Source organism: Bradyrhizobium sp. BR2003, assembly GCF_009720285.1.
Lineage (GTDB): Bacteria > Pseudomonadota > Alphaproteobacteria > Rhizobiales > Xanthobacteraceae > Bradyrhizobium > Bradyrhizobium elkanii.
This window is the reverse complement of record NZ_SMYJ01000027.1, coordinates 78,626-95,262: the sequence shown is the minus strand read 5'-3', so window position 1 is coordinate 95,262 and position 16,637 is coordinate 78,626. Positions and strand designations below refer to the sequence as shown.

The 16,637-nt window shown below is 64.2% G+C and carries 17 protein-coding genes; 15 read left to right on the top strand and 2 right to left on the bottom strand.

The features are described from left to right. Nucleotides 1-159: 159 nt before the first annotated feature. The 4 genes from E2I15_RS21835 (at nucleotide 160) to E2I15_RS21820 (ending at nucleotide 3,271) form a co-directional block, all read left to right on the top strand. Nucleotides 160-801, top strand: coding sequence for a YoaK family protein (locus E2I15_RS21835; RefSeq protein WP_137479026.1), 642 nt, complete (start codon nucleotides 160-162; stop codon nucleotides 799-801). 31 nt (nucleotides 802-832) lie between these two features. Continuing rightward, nucleotides 833-1,675, top strand: a complete 843-nt coding sequence (locus tag E2I15_RS21830) for a shikimate dehydrogenase (protein WP_137479027.1) — start codon at nucleotides 833-835, stop codon at nucleotides 1,673-1,675. Nucleotides 1,676-1,791: 116 nt separating this feature from the next. Beyond that, the gene (locus E2I15_RS21825) at nucleotides 1,792-2,370 is read left to right on the top strand and encodes a hypothetical protein (RefSeq protein ID WP_170991527.1); all 579 of its coding nucleotides are present in this window, start codon (nucleotides 1,792-1,794) and stop codon (nucleotides 2,368-2,370) included. Nucleotides 2,371-2,662: 292 nt separating this feature from the next. Next, nucleotides 2,663-3,271, top strand: coding sequence for a single stranded DNA-binding domain-containing protein (locus E2I15_RS21820; protein ID WP_137479029.1), 609 nt, complete (start codon nucleotides 2,663-2,665; stop codon nucleotides 3,269-3,271). Between the two features lie 265 nt (nucleotides 3,272-3,536). Here E2I15_RS21820 and E2I15_RS21815 read toward each other — a convergent pair whose 3' ends face one another. Further along, nucleotides 3,537-4,673, bottom strand: coding sequence for an alpha-hydroxy acid oxidase (locus tag E2I15_RS21815; protein ID WP_016846679.1), 1,137 nt, complete (start codon nucleotides 4,671-4,673; stop codon nucleotides 3,537-3,539). A gap of 142 nt (nucleotides 4,674-4,815) precedes the next feature. Between E2I15_RS21815 and E2I15_RS38815 the strand changes: the two genes are divergently transcribed. The 11 genes from E2I15_RS38815 to E2I15_RS21770 all read left to right on the top strand — a co-directional run bounded on the left by E2I15_RS38815 (nucleotide 4,816) and on the right by E2I15_RS21770 (nucleotide 16,269). Then, nucleotides 4,816-4,989: a hypothetical protein gene (locus E2I15_RS38815; protein WP_170991523.1), complete on the top strand. Its 174-nt coding sequence runs from the start codon at nucleotides 4,816-4,818 to the stop codon at nucleotides 4,987-4,989. Nucleotides 4,990-5,205: 216 nt separating this feature from the next. Continuing rightward, nucleotides 5,206-6,552, top strand: a complete 1,347-nt coding sequence (glmM, locus tag E2I15_RS21810) for a phosphoglucosamine mutase (protein WP_137479030.1) — start codon at nucleotides 5,206-5,208, stop codon at nucleotides 6,550-6,552. Between the two features lie 287 nt (nucleotides 6,553-6,839). Then, a complete protein-coding gene (locus tag E2I15_RS21805) occupies nucleotides 6,840-8,087 on the top strand; it encodes an MFS transporter (RefSeq protein ID WP_170991524.1) in 1,248 nt (415 codons plus the stop codon). A 303-nt stretch (nucleotides 8,088-8,390) separates the two neighbouring features. Next, nucleotides 8,391-9,239, top strand: coding sequence for an outer membrane protein (locus E2I15_RS21800; RefSeq protein ID WP_170991525.1), 849 nt, complete (start codon nucleotides 8,391-8,393; stop codon nucleotides 9,237-9,239). A 180-nt stretch (nucleotides 9,240-9,419) separates the two neighbouring features. Next, nucleotides 9,420-10,304 (top strand): outer membrane protein, encoded by an 885-nt coding sequence (locus E2I15_RS21795; protein ID WP_246668072.1) that lies wholly within the window; start codon nucleotides 9,420-9,422, stop codon nucleotides 10,302-10,304. Between the two features lie 81 nt (nucleotides 10,305-10,385). Next, nucleotides 10,386-10,976: a glutathione S-transferase family protein gene (locus tag E2I15_RS39310; RefSeq protein ID WP_137479032.1), complete on the top strand. Its 591-nt coding sequence runs from the start codon at nucleotides 10,386-10,388 to the stop codon at nucleotides 10,974-10,976. An 18-nt stretch (nucleotides 10,977-10,994) separates the two neighbouring features. Further along, the gene (locus E2I15_RS39305) at nucleotides 10,995-11,465 is read left to right on the top strand and encodes a GNAT family N-acetyltransferase (protein ID WP_137479033.1); all 471 of its coding nucleotides are present in this window, start codon (nucleotides 10,995-10,997) and stop codon (nucleotides 11,463-11,465) included. A 170-nt stretch (nucleotides 11,466-11,635) separates the two neighbouring features. Continuing rightward, a complete protein-coding gene (locus E2I15_RS21785; protein ID WP_137479034.1) occupies nucleotides 11,636-11,848 on the top strand; it encodes a hypothetical protein in 213 nt (70 codons plus the stop codon). 78 nt (nucleotides 11,849-11,926) lie between these two features. Beyond that, nucleotides 11,927-13,099, top strand: a complete 1,173-nt coding sequence (locus tag E2I15_RS21780; protein WP_137479035.1) for a phosphoserine transaminase — start codon at nucleotides 11,927-11,929, stop codon at nucleotides 13,097-13,099. Between the two features lie 146 nt (nucleotides 13,100-13,245). Beyond that, nucleotides 13,246-14,835, top strand: a complete 1,590-nt coding sequence (gene serA, locus E2I15_RS21775) for a phosphoglycerate dehydrogenase (RefSeq protein ID WP_137479036.1) — start codon at nucleotides 13,246-13,248, stop codon at nucleotides 14,833-14,835. Nucleotides 14,836-15,096: 261 nt separating this feature from the next. After that, on the top strand, nucleotides 15,097-16,269 hold the full coding sequence (locus E2I15_RS21770; protein WP_137479037.1) for a thiolase family protein: 1,173 nt from the start codon (nucleotides 15,097-15,099) through the stop codon (nucleotides 16,267-16,269). Between the two features lie 112 nt (nucleotides 16,270-16,381). On the opposite strand, the gene E2I15_RS21765 is transcribed toward E2I15_RS21770, so the two are convergent. Continuing rightward, nucleotides 16,382-16,627, bottom strand: a complete 246-nt coding sequence (locus tag E2I15_RS21765) for a hypothetical protein (protein ID WP_137479038.1) — start codon at nucleotides 16,625-16,627, stop codon at nucleotides 16,382-16,384. Nucleotides 16,628-16,637 lie beyond the last annotated feature (10 nt).

Genomic DNA, 16,637 nt, shown 5'->3' with positions numbered 1-16,637 from the left:
CCGGAATCTCGAGATTCCCCAATGCGCAATTGCGCATTGGGATTCGATGCTGTCGCATCACCCCGGAATGACGGGGAGACTGCTTCGCTCCCTTCCTTCCCAAGCCGACTGCTTTCATGAACATTGTCGTTCTGAACACCGGGAGCAATTCCCACCGTCATGCTTGAATCTCGCCGCAACCTGGCGCTGGCCTGCGCACTCAGCGCGCTGGCCGGCTATGTCGACGGCATCGGCTATCTGCATCTCGGCGGGTTGTTCGTGTCCTTCATGAGCGGCAACTCGACGCGGCTCGGCGTGACGCTGGCCGAGGGGCATTGGCAGCACGCCCTGCAAGCGCTGCAGCTGATCGTGCTGTTCGTCGCCGGGGCCGCAGCCGGCAGCCTGATCGTGCTCAGCGCGCTGGCGCATCGCCAGCCCCTGCTCCTGCTCGCCGAGGCTTGGCTGCTCACAGCGGCGGCGGTGGCCTATGCCTACGGCCTGCCAAGCGCCGCGATCGCCGCCATCGTGCTGGCGATGGGACTCGAGAACGCCGTATTCCAGCTCGAAGGCGGCGCCGGGCTCGGCCTGACCTATGTCACCGGGGCGCTGGTAAAGGCCGGTCAGCTGATCGCCGCCGCGCTCACCGGCGGCGCGGGCTGGGCCTGGCTGCCGAACCTGCTGCTGTGGGCGGCGCTGGTCGCGGGCGCGCTCGCCGGCGCGCTGGCCTATGGCTGGATCAACCTCGCCGCGATCTGGTTCGCCGCAGCCGCCGCGTTCGCCCTCAGCGCGCTGGCTGTCGCAACCGCGAAGCGGACGGATTGACAGCGCGCCCGCCTTGGCCGATGTCACGATCATGACGTCCTCAAGCAAAACCCGCGCCGCGTGCCTGATCGGCTGGCCGGCGGCGCATTCCCGCTCGCCGCTGATCCATCACTACTGGCTGCGCACGCTCGGCATCGAGGGCGGCTATGTGATCGAGGCGGTGCCGCCGGAGGATTTCAAGGATTTCCTGTTTCGCCTGTCGCTGCGCGGCTTCGTCGGCGCCAACGTCACCATCCCGCACAAGGAGCAGGCGCTGGCGCTGACGGCGCCGGACGCGCGCGCCCGTGCCGTCGGCGCCGCCAACACGTTGTGGTTCGCGGACGGCGAGTTGCGCTCGACCAACACCGATGTCGAAGGCTTCATCAACAATCTCGATGCCTGCGCGCCGGGCTGGGACAAGACCGAGGATGCGCTGGTGCTAGGCGCCGGCGGCGCGTCGCGCGCGGTGGTGTTCGGCCTGATCGAGCGCGGCATCAAGCGCGTGCATCTGGTCAACCGCACCATCGGCCGCGCCCGTGCGCTGGCCGACCAGTTCGACGCGCGCGTTCATCCCGCGACGTGGGACGCGGTTGGCGAATTGCTGCCGCGCGCAGGGCTGCTGGTGAACGCCACGTCGCTCGGCCAGCATGGCCAGCCCGCGCTCGAGGTGGATGTGGGGTTGCTGCCGCAAGATGCGGTTGTTTCCGATATCGTCTATGTGCCGCTGGTGACGCCGCTGCTCGCGGCGGCGGAGGCGCGTGGCCTGAAGACCGCTGACGGGCTCGGCATGCTGCTGCACCAGGCGGTGCGCGGTTTCGAATTGTGGTTCGGGCGGCGTCCGCACGTCACGCCGGAACTGCGTGCGCTTGTTGAAGCCGATCTCACAAAGACTTGAGGCCTGGAATAGCATCTCCGGAACGGGGTCTGGTGTTAGTCCCCCCGCGTTCTTCCCGGAGATCAATGATGCCTGCCAGCCGTACCCATCTCGTTCGTCCGTTCATTGCGCTTGCGATGGTGACGGCATCAACGCTTTATGCGCTTGCACAGCAGCCGCCGACGCCGACGCGCGTGCGTGGAACCGTCGAGAGCGTCGATGGCGATACGCTGGCGGTGAAGTCGCGCGGCGGCGAGGACGTCAAGCTGCACATGGCAGGCAACATGGTGGTGCTCGGTCTCACCAAGGTCGCGCTGTCCGACATCAAGGTCGGTTCCTTCATCGGTACGACCACGGTGCCCGGACCCGACGGCACGCCGAAGGCGGTCGAGGTGCATGTCTTCCCGGAGAACATGCGCGGCACCGGCGAAGGGTCGCGGCCCTACGATCTGAAGCCGAACAGCAGCATGACCAATGCGACCGTCGCGCAATCCGTCGTCAGCAATGACGGCCACACATTGCTGGTCAAATACAAGGACGGCGAGAAGAAGGTGGAGGTCGCACCCGATACGCCGGTCGTGACCTATGTTCCCGGCGACAGAGCGGACCTGAAGGCCGGCGCCAAGGTCATCGCCTTCATGAAGAAACTGCCGGACGGCTCGCTTGAAACCGATCGCGTCAGCGTCGGCCGCGACGGCCTCACGCCGCCGATGTGACGCACAATGTCATCCCGGGGCGGTGGAAGCGTCGAACCCCAATGCGCAATTGCGCATTGGGGGATCTCGAGATTCCGGGTCTGGTCCTTCGGACCATCCCGGAATGACGATCTGAACAGGCTACATCAGAACACGCGAGCGCATCACCTGTCCGTTATCGCAATAACGGCACCCTCATCCGGCGCGTAGTTGTGGTGTGAGCCGTCGCTTCCGCGAGAAGTTGTGGCTTGCACGGAATACCACCAATTCCCCGGTGTTCCCTAATCCGCCAGCCCAACCCATGAGGGACACCATGCCAAAATCGCAGCTGTTCGCCGCATTGCTTCTCGTTGCCTTTGCCTCGGCCGCATCCGCGCAGCAGCCGCCGGCGGTGCGCATTCGCGGCACCATCGAGGCCGTCGACGGCGCAATGCTGTCGATCAAGTCGCGCGACGGCGCCGACATGAAGGTGCGGACCACCGACAACGTCGCGGTGTTCGGCGTCGCCAAGACCGATCTGTCGGAGATCAAGCCCGGTTCCTATATCGGCGTCACCGCGATGCCCGAGCCCGATGGAACGCAGAAGGCGATCGCGGTTCACATCTTCCCGGAAAACCAGCGCGGTGCCGCCGAAGGCTTCCGCCCCTGGGACCTGCGCGCCAACTCGACCATGACCAACGCCACCGTCGCCGAGACCGTGAAGGGCACCGACGGCCAGAACATCACGGTGAAGTACAAGGACGGCGAGAAGAAAGTCGTGGTGCCGCCGAGCACGCCGGTGGTCACCTTCGTCGCCGGCGACAAGTCGGAGCTGAAGCCGGGCGCTAAGATCATCATCTTCGGCGCGGTGAAGAAGGACGACGGCACGCTGGAAGCCAACCGCGTCAATGTCGGACGCGACGGGGTTACGCCGCCGATGTGAGGCGCAACTTCTCTCAACACGTCGTCCCGGCGGAAAGCCGAAACCCATAACCACTGATGATAATTGTTGGTGAAGGCTGTGGCCACAGCCGCGTTCTAATCTCGCACGGCTGTGGTTATGGGTCCCGCGTCGCGCTTCGCCTGCCCGGGACGACGGAGATTGCGTAGCCCGGATGGAGCGCAGCGCAATCCGGAGCAAATCTATGCACGAAGAAAGACCCGGATTACGCTTCGCTTCATCCGGGTTACGATCGTAGCGCCGGCGGCTAAACCGCCAGCACGTGATCGTCGATCTCGGCGATGGTGTTGACGCCGCACAGCCCCATCGTGGTGGTGAGCTCCTTGCCCAGGATATCGATCGCCTTGGCGACGCCTTCCTGGCCGCCGGCGCCGAGGCCATAGGCATAGGCGCGGCCGATCATGCAGGACTTCGCGCCGAGCGCCAGCGCCCGCATCACGTCCATGCCGGTGCGGATGCCGCCGTCGAACATGATCTCGAGCTTCGAGCCGACCTCATCGACGATCTCCGGCAGCACCTCGATCGAGGACGGCGCGCCGTCGAGCTGGCGGCCGCCATGGTTGGAGACCACGATCGCCTGCGCGCCGGTCTTGGCGGCAAGCTCGGCGTCCTCGACATCGAGAATCCCTTTAAGGATCAGCTTGCCCGGCCAGATGCTGCGGATCCAGTCGATGTCCTTCCAGTTCAGCGAGGTGTCGAACTGCGAGGCGGTCCATTCCGACAGTTTCGTCAGATCCTCGGTGCCTTTGACGTGGCCGGCAATGTTGCCGAAGGTGCGGCGCTTGCCTTGCAGCACGCCTGACACCCAGGCGGGCTTGGTCGCGAAGTCGATCAGCTTCGACAGCGACCATTCCGGCGGCACCGTCATGCCGTTCTTGATGTCCTGGTGGCGCTGGCCGATCACCTGCAGGTCGACGGTCAACACCAGCGCCGAGCATTTCGCGGCGATCGCGCGCTCGATCAGCGACTTGATGAAGCCGCGGTCCTTCATGACGTAGAGCTGGAACCAGAACGGCTTGTCGACGGCGGCCGCGATGTCCTCGATCGAGCAGATCGACATCGTGCTCTGGGTGAAGGGAATGCCGGCCGCCTGCGCGGCGCGGCATGCGTAGATCTCGCCGTCGCCATGCTGCATGCCGAGCAGGCCGACCGGCGCCAGGATCAGCGGCATCGCCGCCGGCTCGCCGAGGATCGTGGTCGCCAGGGTGCGCTTGGACACATCGACCAGGATGCGCTGGCGGAACTTGATCTGCTGCAGATCTTCCGAATTCGCGCGCAGCGTGTCCTCGGTGTAGGAGCCGCGGTCCGCATAATCGAAAAACGCCTTCGGCACCCGGCGCTTGTGCAGCTGGCGCAGATCTTCGATGCAGGTAATGTGCTTCATGGACGGTCCCGGCCCTTCTTCTGTGTCGCAAGTTCGATGTCGCGAGCCTTGTTTTAAGCGGCAAGTCTTGCGGGTGTTCGATCTTGCCGTCATCTAGCATGGATGGGGGGCCTGCCAAATCGAAGACGGATGGGAGAGCGCGATGACCCAATCAGGCTCCAAGCCGAAAGCAGACGAGAACGCCGAGAAGCGCCGGCTCGACGAGGCCCTGGAAGAGGGGCTGGAGGAGACGTTTCCCGGTTCCGACCCCGTCAATGTCACCCAGCCGGCCCCCACCAAGGGAGACCAGCACGTCAAGCGCAACGGCAAAGGGTAGGGGACGACGTTCGTTCCCCAGGTTGCCGAACGAGTAATAATGTTATATCTTTCAGTGTCTTAATGTCGAAGCACGGGGTTTGGCCCCGGTAATGATTCATCATATTTTTTGAAGTCCTTTTAGCGCCTGGCAGTCTATAAGGCCGATGCACGCTAGACTGGTAGGCGTTCGGGACTCTCTCGCCGGGTGGTTCGAGAGGTCCGTCTTGGGGGTTACATGAGCCGCAAATATTTCGGGACCGATGGAATTCGGGGCCGCGCCAATGGACTGATCACGCCGGAGCTCGCGCTCAAGGTGGGGCAGGCCGCCGGATTGGTGTTTCAGCGTGGCGACCATCGCCATCGCGTCGTGATCGGCAAGGACACGCGGCTGTCCGGCTATATGATCGAATACGCCATGGTCGCGGGTTTCACGTCGGTCGGCATGGACGTGCTGCTGGTCGGCCCGATGCCGACCCCGGCGATCGCGATGCTCACCAAGTCGATGCGCGCCGACCTCGGCGTCATGATCTCGGCGTCGCATAATCTGTTCGAGGACAACGGCATCAAGCTGTTCGGCCCGCAGGGCTTCAAGCTGTCCGACGATGTCGAGAAGCAGATCGAGCAGTTGCTCGACGAATCGCTCGACCGCCGCCTGGCGCAGAGCGCGAGCCTCGGCCGCGCCCGCCGCATCGACGGCGTCCATGACCGCTACATCGAATTCGCCAAGCGCACGCTGCCGCGCGATCTCTCGCTCGACGGCCTGCGCGTCGTGGTCGATTGCGCCAATGGCGCCGCCTACAAGGTGGTGCCGGAAGCGCTGTGGGAGCTCGGTGCCGACGTGGTGCCGATCGGGGTCGAACCCGACGGCTTCAACATCAACAAAGAATGCGGCTCCACCTCGCCGGAAGCGCTGTCGCGGAAGGTGCGCGAGATGCGCGCCGACATCGGCATCGCGCTCGACGGCGATGCCGATCGCGTCATCCTGGTCGACGAGCGCGGCCACATCGTCGACGGCGACCAGCTGCTCGCGGTGATCGCGCAGAGCTGGAAGGAAGAGGGGCGCCTCGCCAAGCCCGGCATCGTCACGACCGTGATGTCCAATCTCGGGCTGGAGCGCTTCCTGCAGGGTATCGGGCTGCAGATGGTCCGCACGCCGGTCGGCGACCGCTACGTGCTCGAGCAGATGCTGAGCGGCGGCTACAATCTCGGCGGCGAGCCGTCGGGCCATATCATCATGTCGGACTATTCGACGACCGGCGACGGTTTCGTCGCGGCGCTGCAGGTGCTGGCCGTGGTGCAGAAGCTGCGCCGCCCGGTGTCGGAGATCTGCCGGCGTTTCGATCCATTGCCGCAAATCCTGAAGAACGTGCGCTATCGCAGCGGCAAGCCGCTCGACGACGCCGAGGTCAAATCCGCGATCACCGACGGCGAGAAGCGCCTCAACGGCCATGGCCGTCTGTTGATCCGTCCCTCCGGCACCGAGCCGGTGATCCGCGTGATGGGCGAGGGCGACGATCGCATCCTGGTGGAAGAGGTCGTCGACAACATCGTCAGCGCACTCGGCCACGCCGCCGCGGCATAGGACTGCTGATTCCATATCGAGCTGCCAGTCCCGTCATCCTGAGGTGTGAGCCTTGCGGCGCAATTGCGCCGCTGGGCGAGCCTCGAAGGGTGTACGGCCCGGCTGGTGGCCGATTCATCCTTCGAGACGCGGCCAAGCGGCCGCTCCTCAGGATGACGGGGAGGCGGGACGGTTGTTGCTGAGAACCTCACAGCGCATCGCTGCCATCGGCTAACGCAACTGGTCCGGCTCGCCTTCGCGTCGTACGACACGGAGGTATTTTTGCGAATCTGTCCGGGAATGCTGCATTGAACAAACCCGTTGTGAGCAAACAGGCGCTGGGCGAGCCGGTGCCGGTGCCGGAGTTGACGGCTGCGAAAGCGGCCGTGGCGGGGCCGGCCTATGTCGTGCTTGCCGGCATCAGCTTCTCGCACTTCCTCAACGACACGATGCAGTCGCTGATCGCCTCGGTCTATCCGATCCTGAAGGACAATTACGCGCTGGACTTCGCGCAGATCGGCATGATCACGCTGGCGTTCCAGTTCACGGCGTCGCTGCTGCAGCCGCTGGTCGGGCATTTCACCGACAGGAAGGCGCAGCCGTTCTCGCTTGCGATCGGCATGGGCTTCACCTTTTTCGGGCTGTTGCTGCTCAGCGTTGCGCACACCTACGGGATCATCCTGATCGCGGCTTCGCTGGTCGGCCTCGGCTCCGCGGTGTTCCATCCGGAATCGTCGCGCATCGCGCGGCTGGCGTCAGGCGGGCGTTACGGTTTCGCGCAATCGGTGTTCCAACTCGGCGGCAGTTTCGGCACCTCGATGGGACCGGTGCTCGCAGCACTGATCGTGGTGCCGTTCGGCCAGCCCTCGATCGCCTGGTTCTCCTCGATCGCGTTCCTTGCCATCGTGATCCTCTGGCGCATCGGCGTCTGGTACAAGCCGCAGATATCGGGCAGGAAGGCGGCCGCCATCGCGCGGCATCCCGACCATCCGGATCAGCGGCGCGTGAGGATCGCGCTCATCGTGCTGGTGGCGCTGCTGTTCTCCAAGCAGCTCTATGTCTCGAGCCTGTCGAGCTATTACATCTTCTATCTGATCGACCGGTTCGGCGTCTCGACGCAGGCGGCGCAGCTCTATCTGTTCGTCTTCCTTGCCGCCAATGCCGCGGGCGCGTTCATCGGCGGGCCGCTCGGCGACCGCTTCGGCCGCAAATACGTGATCTGGTTCTCGATCCTCGGCGCGCTGCCGTTCACGCTGGCGCTGCCCTATGCCGGCCTGTTCGCCAGCGCCGTGCTGACGGTCGTGATCGGTTTGATCATCTCGTCGGCGACGTCGGCGATCATCGTGTTCGCGCAGGAACTGATGCCGCATCGCTTCGGCATGATCTCCGGCGTGTTCTTCGGCGTCGCGTTCGGGATCGGCGGTCTCGGCGCCGCCGTGCTCGGCAAGCTCGCCGACCACACCTCGATCGCCTTCGTCTATCAGCTGTGCGCCTTCCTGCCGGCGATCGGCCTGCTCGCAGTGTTCCTGCCGAAGATGCCGAAGGCCGTGCGCTGAACGCTTGGCCGCAGACGCGACGCCCGCGTTAAGCATTCGCTAACACACGGCCCGCTCGCGTGCGCTGCGAACGGCGCGCATGCGTCAACGCTTCATTAGCACTTGTGGCGAGATCGCGATGTTTCGTCGCTTCCTGCGCCATTTTGATGGACCTATCAGCGACAGCCGCAGAAAAAGGTGAGAGAAAATCAACCTTAAAAATTAGGGTTAAGTGCCGCTTAAACATTTCCTGCCATCGTCCGGCCGTGAGTTTCAGACGTGGGGCTTTCGTGTCGCCTCACTTGGCCCAAAAGGACGAAGCCAATGCGTAGCGTAAAGACCCTGATTGCCGCCGGCGCGGCATCTCTGTTGTCCACGGCGGCGTTCGCCGCCGACATGCCCATCATGCCGCCACCTCCGATGGCGTATGCTCCTCCGCCGGTCCAGGATTTCGGCGGCTGGTATCTGCGCGGCGACATCGGCATGACCAACACCCAGGCCAAGCTGCACGTCAACGGCTACGACACACTGCCGGCCGGCACCGCCTTCAACCAGTATGGCCACGGCTTCGACGGCGGCGTGCTCTACGGCATCGGCGTCGGCTATCAGTTCAACAGCTGGTTCCGCGCCGACATCACCGGTGAGTATCGCTCGAAGGTGAGCTTCAACGGGACCGATTTCTTCACCTTCCCCGGGCCCAGCCCGCTGGCCGACGCTTATCATGGCGGCATTCAGAGCTGGGTCGGCCTCGTGAACGTCTACGCCGATCTCGGCACCTGGGGTTGCTTGACCCCGTTCATCGGTGCCGGTGTCGGTGCCGCAGTGCTCAAGACCTCGGCCTTCTCCGACGTCGCCACGTTCCCGAGCGGGTCGGGCCTCACCAGCTCCTTCATCGCCGATGGCGCCACCAAGACCAATTTCGCCTGGGCGCTGCATGCCGGTGTCGCCTACAAGGTGACAAATAACTTCACGGTCGAGCTGGCCTATCGTTACCTCGACATGGGCACCGCCGGCCAAGGTCAGGGTCATTTCTTCGACGGTACGCCGACGGGTCCCTCGAGCTTCCAGTACCGCGACATCACCTCGCAGGACGTGAAGCTCGGCGTGCGCTTCAACTTGCCCTGCTGCGACGTGCCGCCGCCCCCGCCGCCGCCGCTGATCCGCAAGGGTTAATTTCAAGCTTCCACGGTTAACGATTGCAACGGCGCGGGACCATCCCGCGCCGTTTTTCTTTGCCGCGTCGCGGCGCGAACTTCTGCAACTTGCGTGCTCGAAAACGGGCGGCGACAACGATTGGTTAAGGTTAACAGGCGATGATCAACGCGAAATCGGTGCGGTGGATGGAGCGTTGCAATGCGTAGGTTGGTGCTGGCGGCGATGATGATTGGAACGGTGACCGGCGCGCAGGCTGCCGATCTGCCGGACTTTCCGATCCTGCGCGGCTCCTATGTCGATGCACCGAGCAGAAGCGGAAACTGGGAAGGATGGTATGTCGGCGGCCAGATCGGCTACACCTCCGGCGACATCGATTTCAGCCACGCGCCAAGCGCAATGACCTCCTTCATGCTGCGCGAGAGCGTTCTGGCCGACCCGGTTTCGGGTTGGGCCCTGCTGCCGAAGAACCATGCGCAGAGCAACGGATTCGGCGCGTTCGTCGGCCGCAACTGGCAATGGGACGACGTCGTGCTCGGCGTCGAGGCCAACTACAATTACCTGAACGGCCTCGAGAGTTCGGCGGGCGACTCGATGACGCGGCAGATCGTGAATCCCAAGGGCGAGACTCCTCCGAGCGGGCACACCTACACCTACAACACGACGTTGTCGGGGAGCGCCGCCTTGCAGGTCAAGGACGTCACGACCTTCCGCGGACGTGCCGGATGGGCGGCAGGCAACTTCCTGCCTTACATGTTCGGCGGTGTTGCGGTGGGACGCATGTCCGTGTCGCGTTCGGCGGCGGTGTCGTTTGACAAGTACGATGCCTGGGCCGAGACCCAGACGGTCGGCAACAACACCGTTACAATTCAGCATAACGACTACCTGGGCTCGGGCAGCGCCGCCCAGACGGAGCAGCGGGTGAACAATTATGCGATCGGCTGGACCGCGGGCCTCGGGCTTGAATATTGCGTGGTCGGCGGATTGTTTCTCCGCGGCGAGTGGGAATATGTGCGCTTCGCGGCGGTCAAGAATATCGCCGTCGACATGAACAGCTTCCGGGTCGGCGCCGGCTACAAGTTCTGATCGCCGCCGCCTTAGCCGGCGACGGTTGACAGATCGGGGAGCGACTGCTGCTCTGTCGCTTCACGGTCGGAGCGCGATCACATGAAAATCTACGGCGACGCCAATTCGGGCAACTGCCTGAAGGTGAAATGGGTGTGCGACAAGCTGGCGCTGCCGTACACATGGGTCGAGATCGACACCATGAAGGGCGGCAGCCGGACCGCGGAATTCCTCAAGCGAAACGGCTGGGGCCAGGTGCCGACGGTGGAGCTGGATGACGGCCGCACGCTGGCGCAATCCAACGCCATCATTCGCTACCTCGCGCGCGGCAGCGACCTGATCCCGAGCGATCCCTATCGCGCGGCGCAGATGGATGCCTGGATGTTCTGGGAGCAGAACAGCCACGAGCCTTATGTGGCCGTCTGCCGCTTTCAGGCCGTGTATCTCGGCAAGGCCATCTCGGAGATCGATCGGAACCTCGTCAAGCGCGGTTATGTCGCGCTCGATCATCTGGAGCGGCATCTGGCGGGCACGCAATTTCTGGTCGGAGACACGTTCTCGCTCGCCGACGTCTCGCTGCTCGCCTATACCCGTGTCGCGGAGGATGGCGGCCTCGAACTCGCGCGCTATCCCGCGGTCCGTCGCTGGATCGCCGACGCCGAGCGCGTGCTCGCGCTGCCGCCGGTCCGCTGACTTCCGGTGAATGCCGCCATGACCGAAGCCTCATCCATCACGATCCGCCGCGCCCGCCGCGAAGACGTCGTCGCCATCGTCGGCATGCTTGCGGACGATCCGCTCGGCAGTGCGCGCGAGCGGGTCGAAGACCCGTTGCCGCAAAGCTATTACGAAGCCTTCGCGCGGGTCGAGCGCGATCCCAACCTGCAACTCGTCGTCGCCGTCGACGGGGAGGGCGTCGTCGTCGGCTGTCTGCAGCTCGCGGTTCTGCCGGGCATCAGCTCGCAGGGCGGCTCGCGCGGCCTGCTTGAGGACGTTCGCGTTGCAAGACATTGCCGCAGCCGCGGCATCGGCGAGAAGCTCGTGCAGTGGGCGGTCACGGAGGCGCGCGCGCGAGGCTGCATGCTCGTCGAATTGCTGACGCATCAGACGCGGGTCGATGCGCAGCGATTCTATGAACGGCTTGGGTTCGCACGCAGCCATGTCGGGATGACGATTCGATTTTGAAAACGCGCGCGGGAGAGTTGTGCCATCTACCGGGCAACGCCTGCGGCAGCCGTTGCTCTGCGATCCGGTTAACAGGCGATAAACTAAGCTGGCCACCGTGATTTTACGGGTCGGAACGAGTCCGCTATGTCGGACGTCTCCCACGTGGCGGCGGGCAACTGGGGATTGGAATGTCGGATTATTCGATCGTGCGGGTCGGCAACGAGTACATCGTGCAGGCCGGCGAGAAAAGCATTTTGAAAGTATCGAGCCGGCGCAGGGCGGTTAAGATCATGACTCTGGCGGCAGATTTGCTCGATCAGGAGACGATCCAGCAGGTCGAGGACGCCCCATCAATCAGCCGTGATGCCCGGATCGTTCCAGACGGGTCCGAACTTTCTTGACGTTTGGGTACCTTTCCACTATCCCCGACCGCGGGAAACCTCTCCCCACCGAGAGGCAGCTATCTGGAAGGGTAGACTATGACTGCAGCGAAGCCCGCTTCGCGGCCTGAAGTGCCGCATTTTTCCTCCGGCCCCTGTGCCAAGCGCCCCGGCTGGATCCCCAACAATCTCAAGGACGCCGCCCTCGGCCGCTCGCATCGTGCGAAAGTCGGCAAGGCCAAGCTCAAGCTCGCGATCGAACTGACGCGCGAGGTGCTTGAGGTGCCTGCCGATTACAAGATCGGCATCGTGCCGGCGTCGGATACCGGCGCGGTCGAGATGGCGCTGTGGTCGCTGCTCGGCGCGCGGCCCGTCACCACGCTCGCCTGGGAATCCTTCGGCGAGGGCTGGGTCAGCGATATCGTCAAGGAATTGAAGCTGAAGGACGTCACCAAGCTCAACGCGGCTTATGGTGAAATCCCCGATCTCTCCAAGGTCGATCCGAAGTCGGATATCGTCTTCACTTGGAACGGCACCACCTCGGGGGTGCGCGTGCCGAACGCTGACTGGATCAGTGCGGATCGCGAAGGCCTGACGATTTGCGACGCGACCTCGGCCGCCTTCGCGCAGCCGCTCGATTTCGCCAAGCTCGACGTCGTCACCTTCTCCTGGCAGAAGGCGCTTGGCGGTGAAGCCGCGCACGGCATGCTGATCCTGTCGCCACGCGCGGTGGAACGGCTCGAGACCTACAAGCCGGCCTGGCCGCTGCCGAAGATCTTCCGGCTCACCAAGGGCGGCAAGCTCAACCAAGGCATCTTCGAAGGCGAGACCATCAACACGCCGTCGATGCTCTGCGTCGAGGACTATCTCGATGCGTTGAACTGGGCGAAGTCGATCGGCGGCCTGAAGGCGCTGATCGCCCGCGCCGACGCCAACACCAAGGCGCTCGCCGACTGGAAGGCGCGGACGCCGTGGATCGACTTCCTGGCCAAGGATCCCGCGATCCGCTCCAACACCTCGGTGTGCCTGAAGTTCACCGATCCCGCGATCACTTCGCTTCCATCCGACGCGCAGGCCGACTTCTGCAAGAAGCTGGTCGCGCTGGTGGAGAAGGAGAACGCCGGCTTCGACTTCGCGTATTACCGCGACGCGCCGGCCGGTTTGCGGATCTGGTGCGGCGCCACCGTCGAAGCCAAGGATGTCGAGCTGCTGACGCAGTGGATCGACTGGGCCTTCGCCGAGACCAAGGCAGCGTTGCCCAAGGCGGCTTAAAAGGGAGGCCTGAGCCGCTTCGCGTAACTCATCATCGTCATGGCCGGGGGCTCGACCCGGCCATCCATCGCGCAAAGTGGCCGGGCGGGCTCCGCGCCCGCGGCCGTCGTGTATTCAAACGCATCGTTCAGCAACGGATCATTCCGATGACAAAACCCAAAGTTCTGATTTCCGACGCGCTGTCTCCCGCCGCCGTGCAGATCTTCAAGGATCGCGGCGTCGAGGTCGACTTCCAGCCCAACCTCGGCAAGGACAAGGAAAAGCTCGCCGAGATCATCGGCAATTACGACGGCCTCGCGATCCGCTCGGCCACCAAGGCGACCGCCAAGCTCATCGAGAAGGCGACGAGGCTGAAGGTGATCGGCCGCGCCGGCATCGGCGTCGACAATGTCGAGATTCCGGCCGCGACCGCCAAGGGCATCATCGTGATGAACACGCCGTTCGGCAATTCGATCACGACCGCCGAGCATGCGATCACCCTGATGCTGGCGCTGGCGCGCGAGATCCCGCAGGCTGACGCCTCGACCCAGGCCGGCAAGTGGGAGAAGAACCGCTTCATGGGCGTCGAGATCACCGCCAAGACCCTCGGCGTGATCGGCTGCGGCAATATCGGCACGATCGTCGCCGACCGCGCGCTCGGCCTGCGCATGAAGGTGATCGCGTTCGATCCGTTCCTGTCGCCGGAGCGCGCCAGGGACATCGGCGTCGAGAAAGTCGAGCTCGACGATCTCTTGAAGCGCGCCGACTTCATCACGCTGCACACGCCGCTGACCGAGAAGACCCGCAACGTGATCGATGCGGCTGCGATCGCCAAGATGAAGAAGGGCGTGCGCATCATCAACTGCGCGCGCGGCGGCCTGGTCGACGAGCAGGCGCTGGTCGACGCGCTGAATTCCAAGCACGTCGCGGGCGCCGCCTTCGACGTGTTCGTCGAGGAGCCGGCGACCTCGAACGTGTTGTTCGGCCATCCCAACGTGATCTGCACCCCGCATCTCGGCGCCTCCACCACCGAGGCGCAAGAAAACGTCGCGCTGCAGGTCGCCGAGCAGATGTCGGACTATCTGCTGTCGGGCGCGATTTCCAACGCGGTCAACTTCCCCTCGATCACCGCGGAAGAGGCGCCGAAGCTGAAGCCGTTCATCGAGCTCGCCGAAAAGCTCGGCTCGTTCGCCGGCCAGCTCACCGAGAGCGGCATCCTCAAGACAGAGATCACCTATGAGGGCCACGTCGCCGAGATGAAGATCAAGGCGATCACCTCGGCAGTGCTGTCGGGCTTGCTGCGTCCGATGCTGGGCGAGGTCAACGTGGTCTCGGCGCCGGTCGTCGCCAAGGAGCGCGGCATGGTGGTGGACGAGGTCGTCCGCGCTGCGCAGAGCGACTATGAAAGCCTGATCACGGTCACCGTCACCACCGAGCGTCAGGAGCGTTCGGTGTCCGGCACCGTCTACGCCGACGGCAAGCCGCGTCTCGTCGACATCAAGGGCATCCGCGTCGACGCCGAGTTCGGCAAGTCGATGATCTACGTGACCAACGAGGACAAGCCGGGCTTCATCGGCGCATTCGCGAGCCTCTTGGGTGATGCGAAAATCAATATCGCGACCTTCCATCTCGGCCGCGTCAAGCAAGGCGGCGACGCCATTGCGCTGGTCGAGGTCGACGGCGCGGTGCCGGCGGAGCTGCTCGCCAAGGTACAGACGCTGCCGCAGGTGAAGCAGGCCAAGGCACTGACGTTCTGAGCCGCTGACGTTTTAAAGGCGCTGGCGTTTCAAACGCTGTTTGAGCGGTCCTCGTCATCGCCCGGGACACCCGGGCATGACGGAGGGAAGATACCGCTCAAGCAGTCCATATTCCGATCTGCGGAACATGACGCCGTCTCCGGTCGCGGAGGCGGCGTTTGTCGTTCCGGGACGTCCGGTATTGCTGTTGCGCCCGCCGAAAAATGTGTACGAACGGGCCACGACGCGCCACAATGACCGTCATCTCAGAGGGAGAAAACAATGCGTGAAGCCGTAATCGTTTCCTACGCGCGCACCGGCCTGGCAAAGTCCGGCCGTGGTGGATTCAACATCACCCCGCCGATGTCGCTCGCCGCGCACGCCATCAAGCACGCGGTCGACCGCGCCGGCGTCGACAAGGAATATGTCGAGGATTGCTATCTCGGCAATTGCGCGCATGGCGCGCCGAACATCGGCCGCCAGGCGGCGCTGCTCGCCGGCCTGCCGAAGTCGACCGCGGGCGTCTCCGTGAACCGCTTCTGCTCGTCGGGCCTGCAGACCATCGCGATGGCCGCCAACTCGATCCGTTCCGACGGCTCCGATTGCATCGTCGCCGGCGGCGTCGAGAGCATCTCGATTCCCGGCGGCGGCTCGCCGAAGGAATCGATCGATCCCGAGCTGCTCAAGACCGCGCCCGACATCTTCATGGCGATGATCGACACCGCCGACATCGTCGCGGAGCGGTACAAGCTCAGCCGCGAATACCAGGACGAGTATTCGCTGGAGTCGCAGCGCCGCATGGCGGCCGCGCAGCAGGCCAACAAGTTCAAGGACGAAATCGTCCCGATGAAGACCAAGATGAAGGTGGTCGACAAGGCGACCAAGGCCGAATCGATCGTCGACTACGTGGTTGATCGCGACGAGTGCAACCGCCCCGAGACCACGCTGGAAGGCCTTGCCAAGCTCGAGCCGGTCAAGGGTCCGGGCAAGTTCGTCACCGCCGGCAATGCCAGCCAGCTCTCCGACGGCGCCGCCGCCGTGGTGCTGATGGAAGCCAAGGATGCCGAGAAGCGCGGCCTCAACCCGCTCGGCCGCTTCGTCGCCTGGGCCTCGGCCGGCTGCGAGCCCGACGAGATGGGCATCGGTCCGGTCTTTGCGGTGCCGAAGCTCCTGAAGCGCCACGGCCTGAAGGTCGACGACATCGATCTCTGGGAGCTCAACGAGGCATTCGCCAGCCAGTGCCTCTATTCGCGCGACCAGCTCGGCATCGATCCCGAGAAGTACAACGTCAATGGCGGCTCGATCGCGATCGGCCATCCCTTCGGCATGACCGGCGCCCGGCTCACCGGCCACCTGCTGCAGGAAGGCCGTCGCCGCAAGGCCAAGTGGGGCGTCGTGACCATGTGCATCGGCGGCGGCCAGGGCGGCGCCGGCCTGTTCGAGATCTACAGCTAAGCGCGCAGTCGGCTGACTGCTCGAGATTTGCAGCACGGCGCCTCCGGGCGCCGTGTTTTTTATGCCGGACTCGCTTCCGCGGTCATTGCGAGCGAAGCGAAGCAATCCATTGTCACCGCACATGCGGAAGGACGGATTGCTTCGTCGCTTCAGCGCAAAATTGCCTGGCAATTTTATCGCGATCTCCTCGCAAAGACGGCAGATAGATACCATTGACGCGCCCGCGCCACGCCGCAGCCCCCGCGACGCCACTATCGTGCCGCAGGGAAACCTCAATCGAACCAGTCCCTTCCTCGCTGCGTCTCACCACGAGAAACGGCGCGCAGTCGAGCCCGGCGCGCCGTTCGTCTCGCGCCATGCGGCGGTTT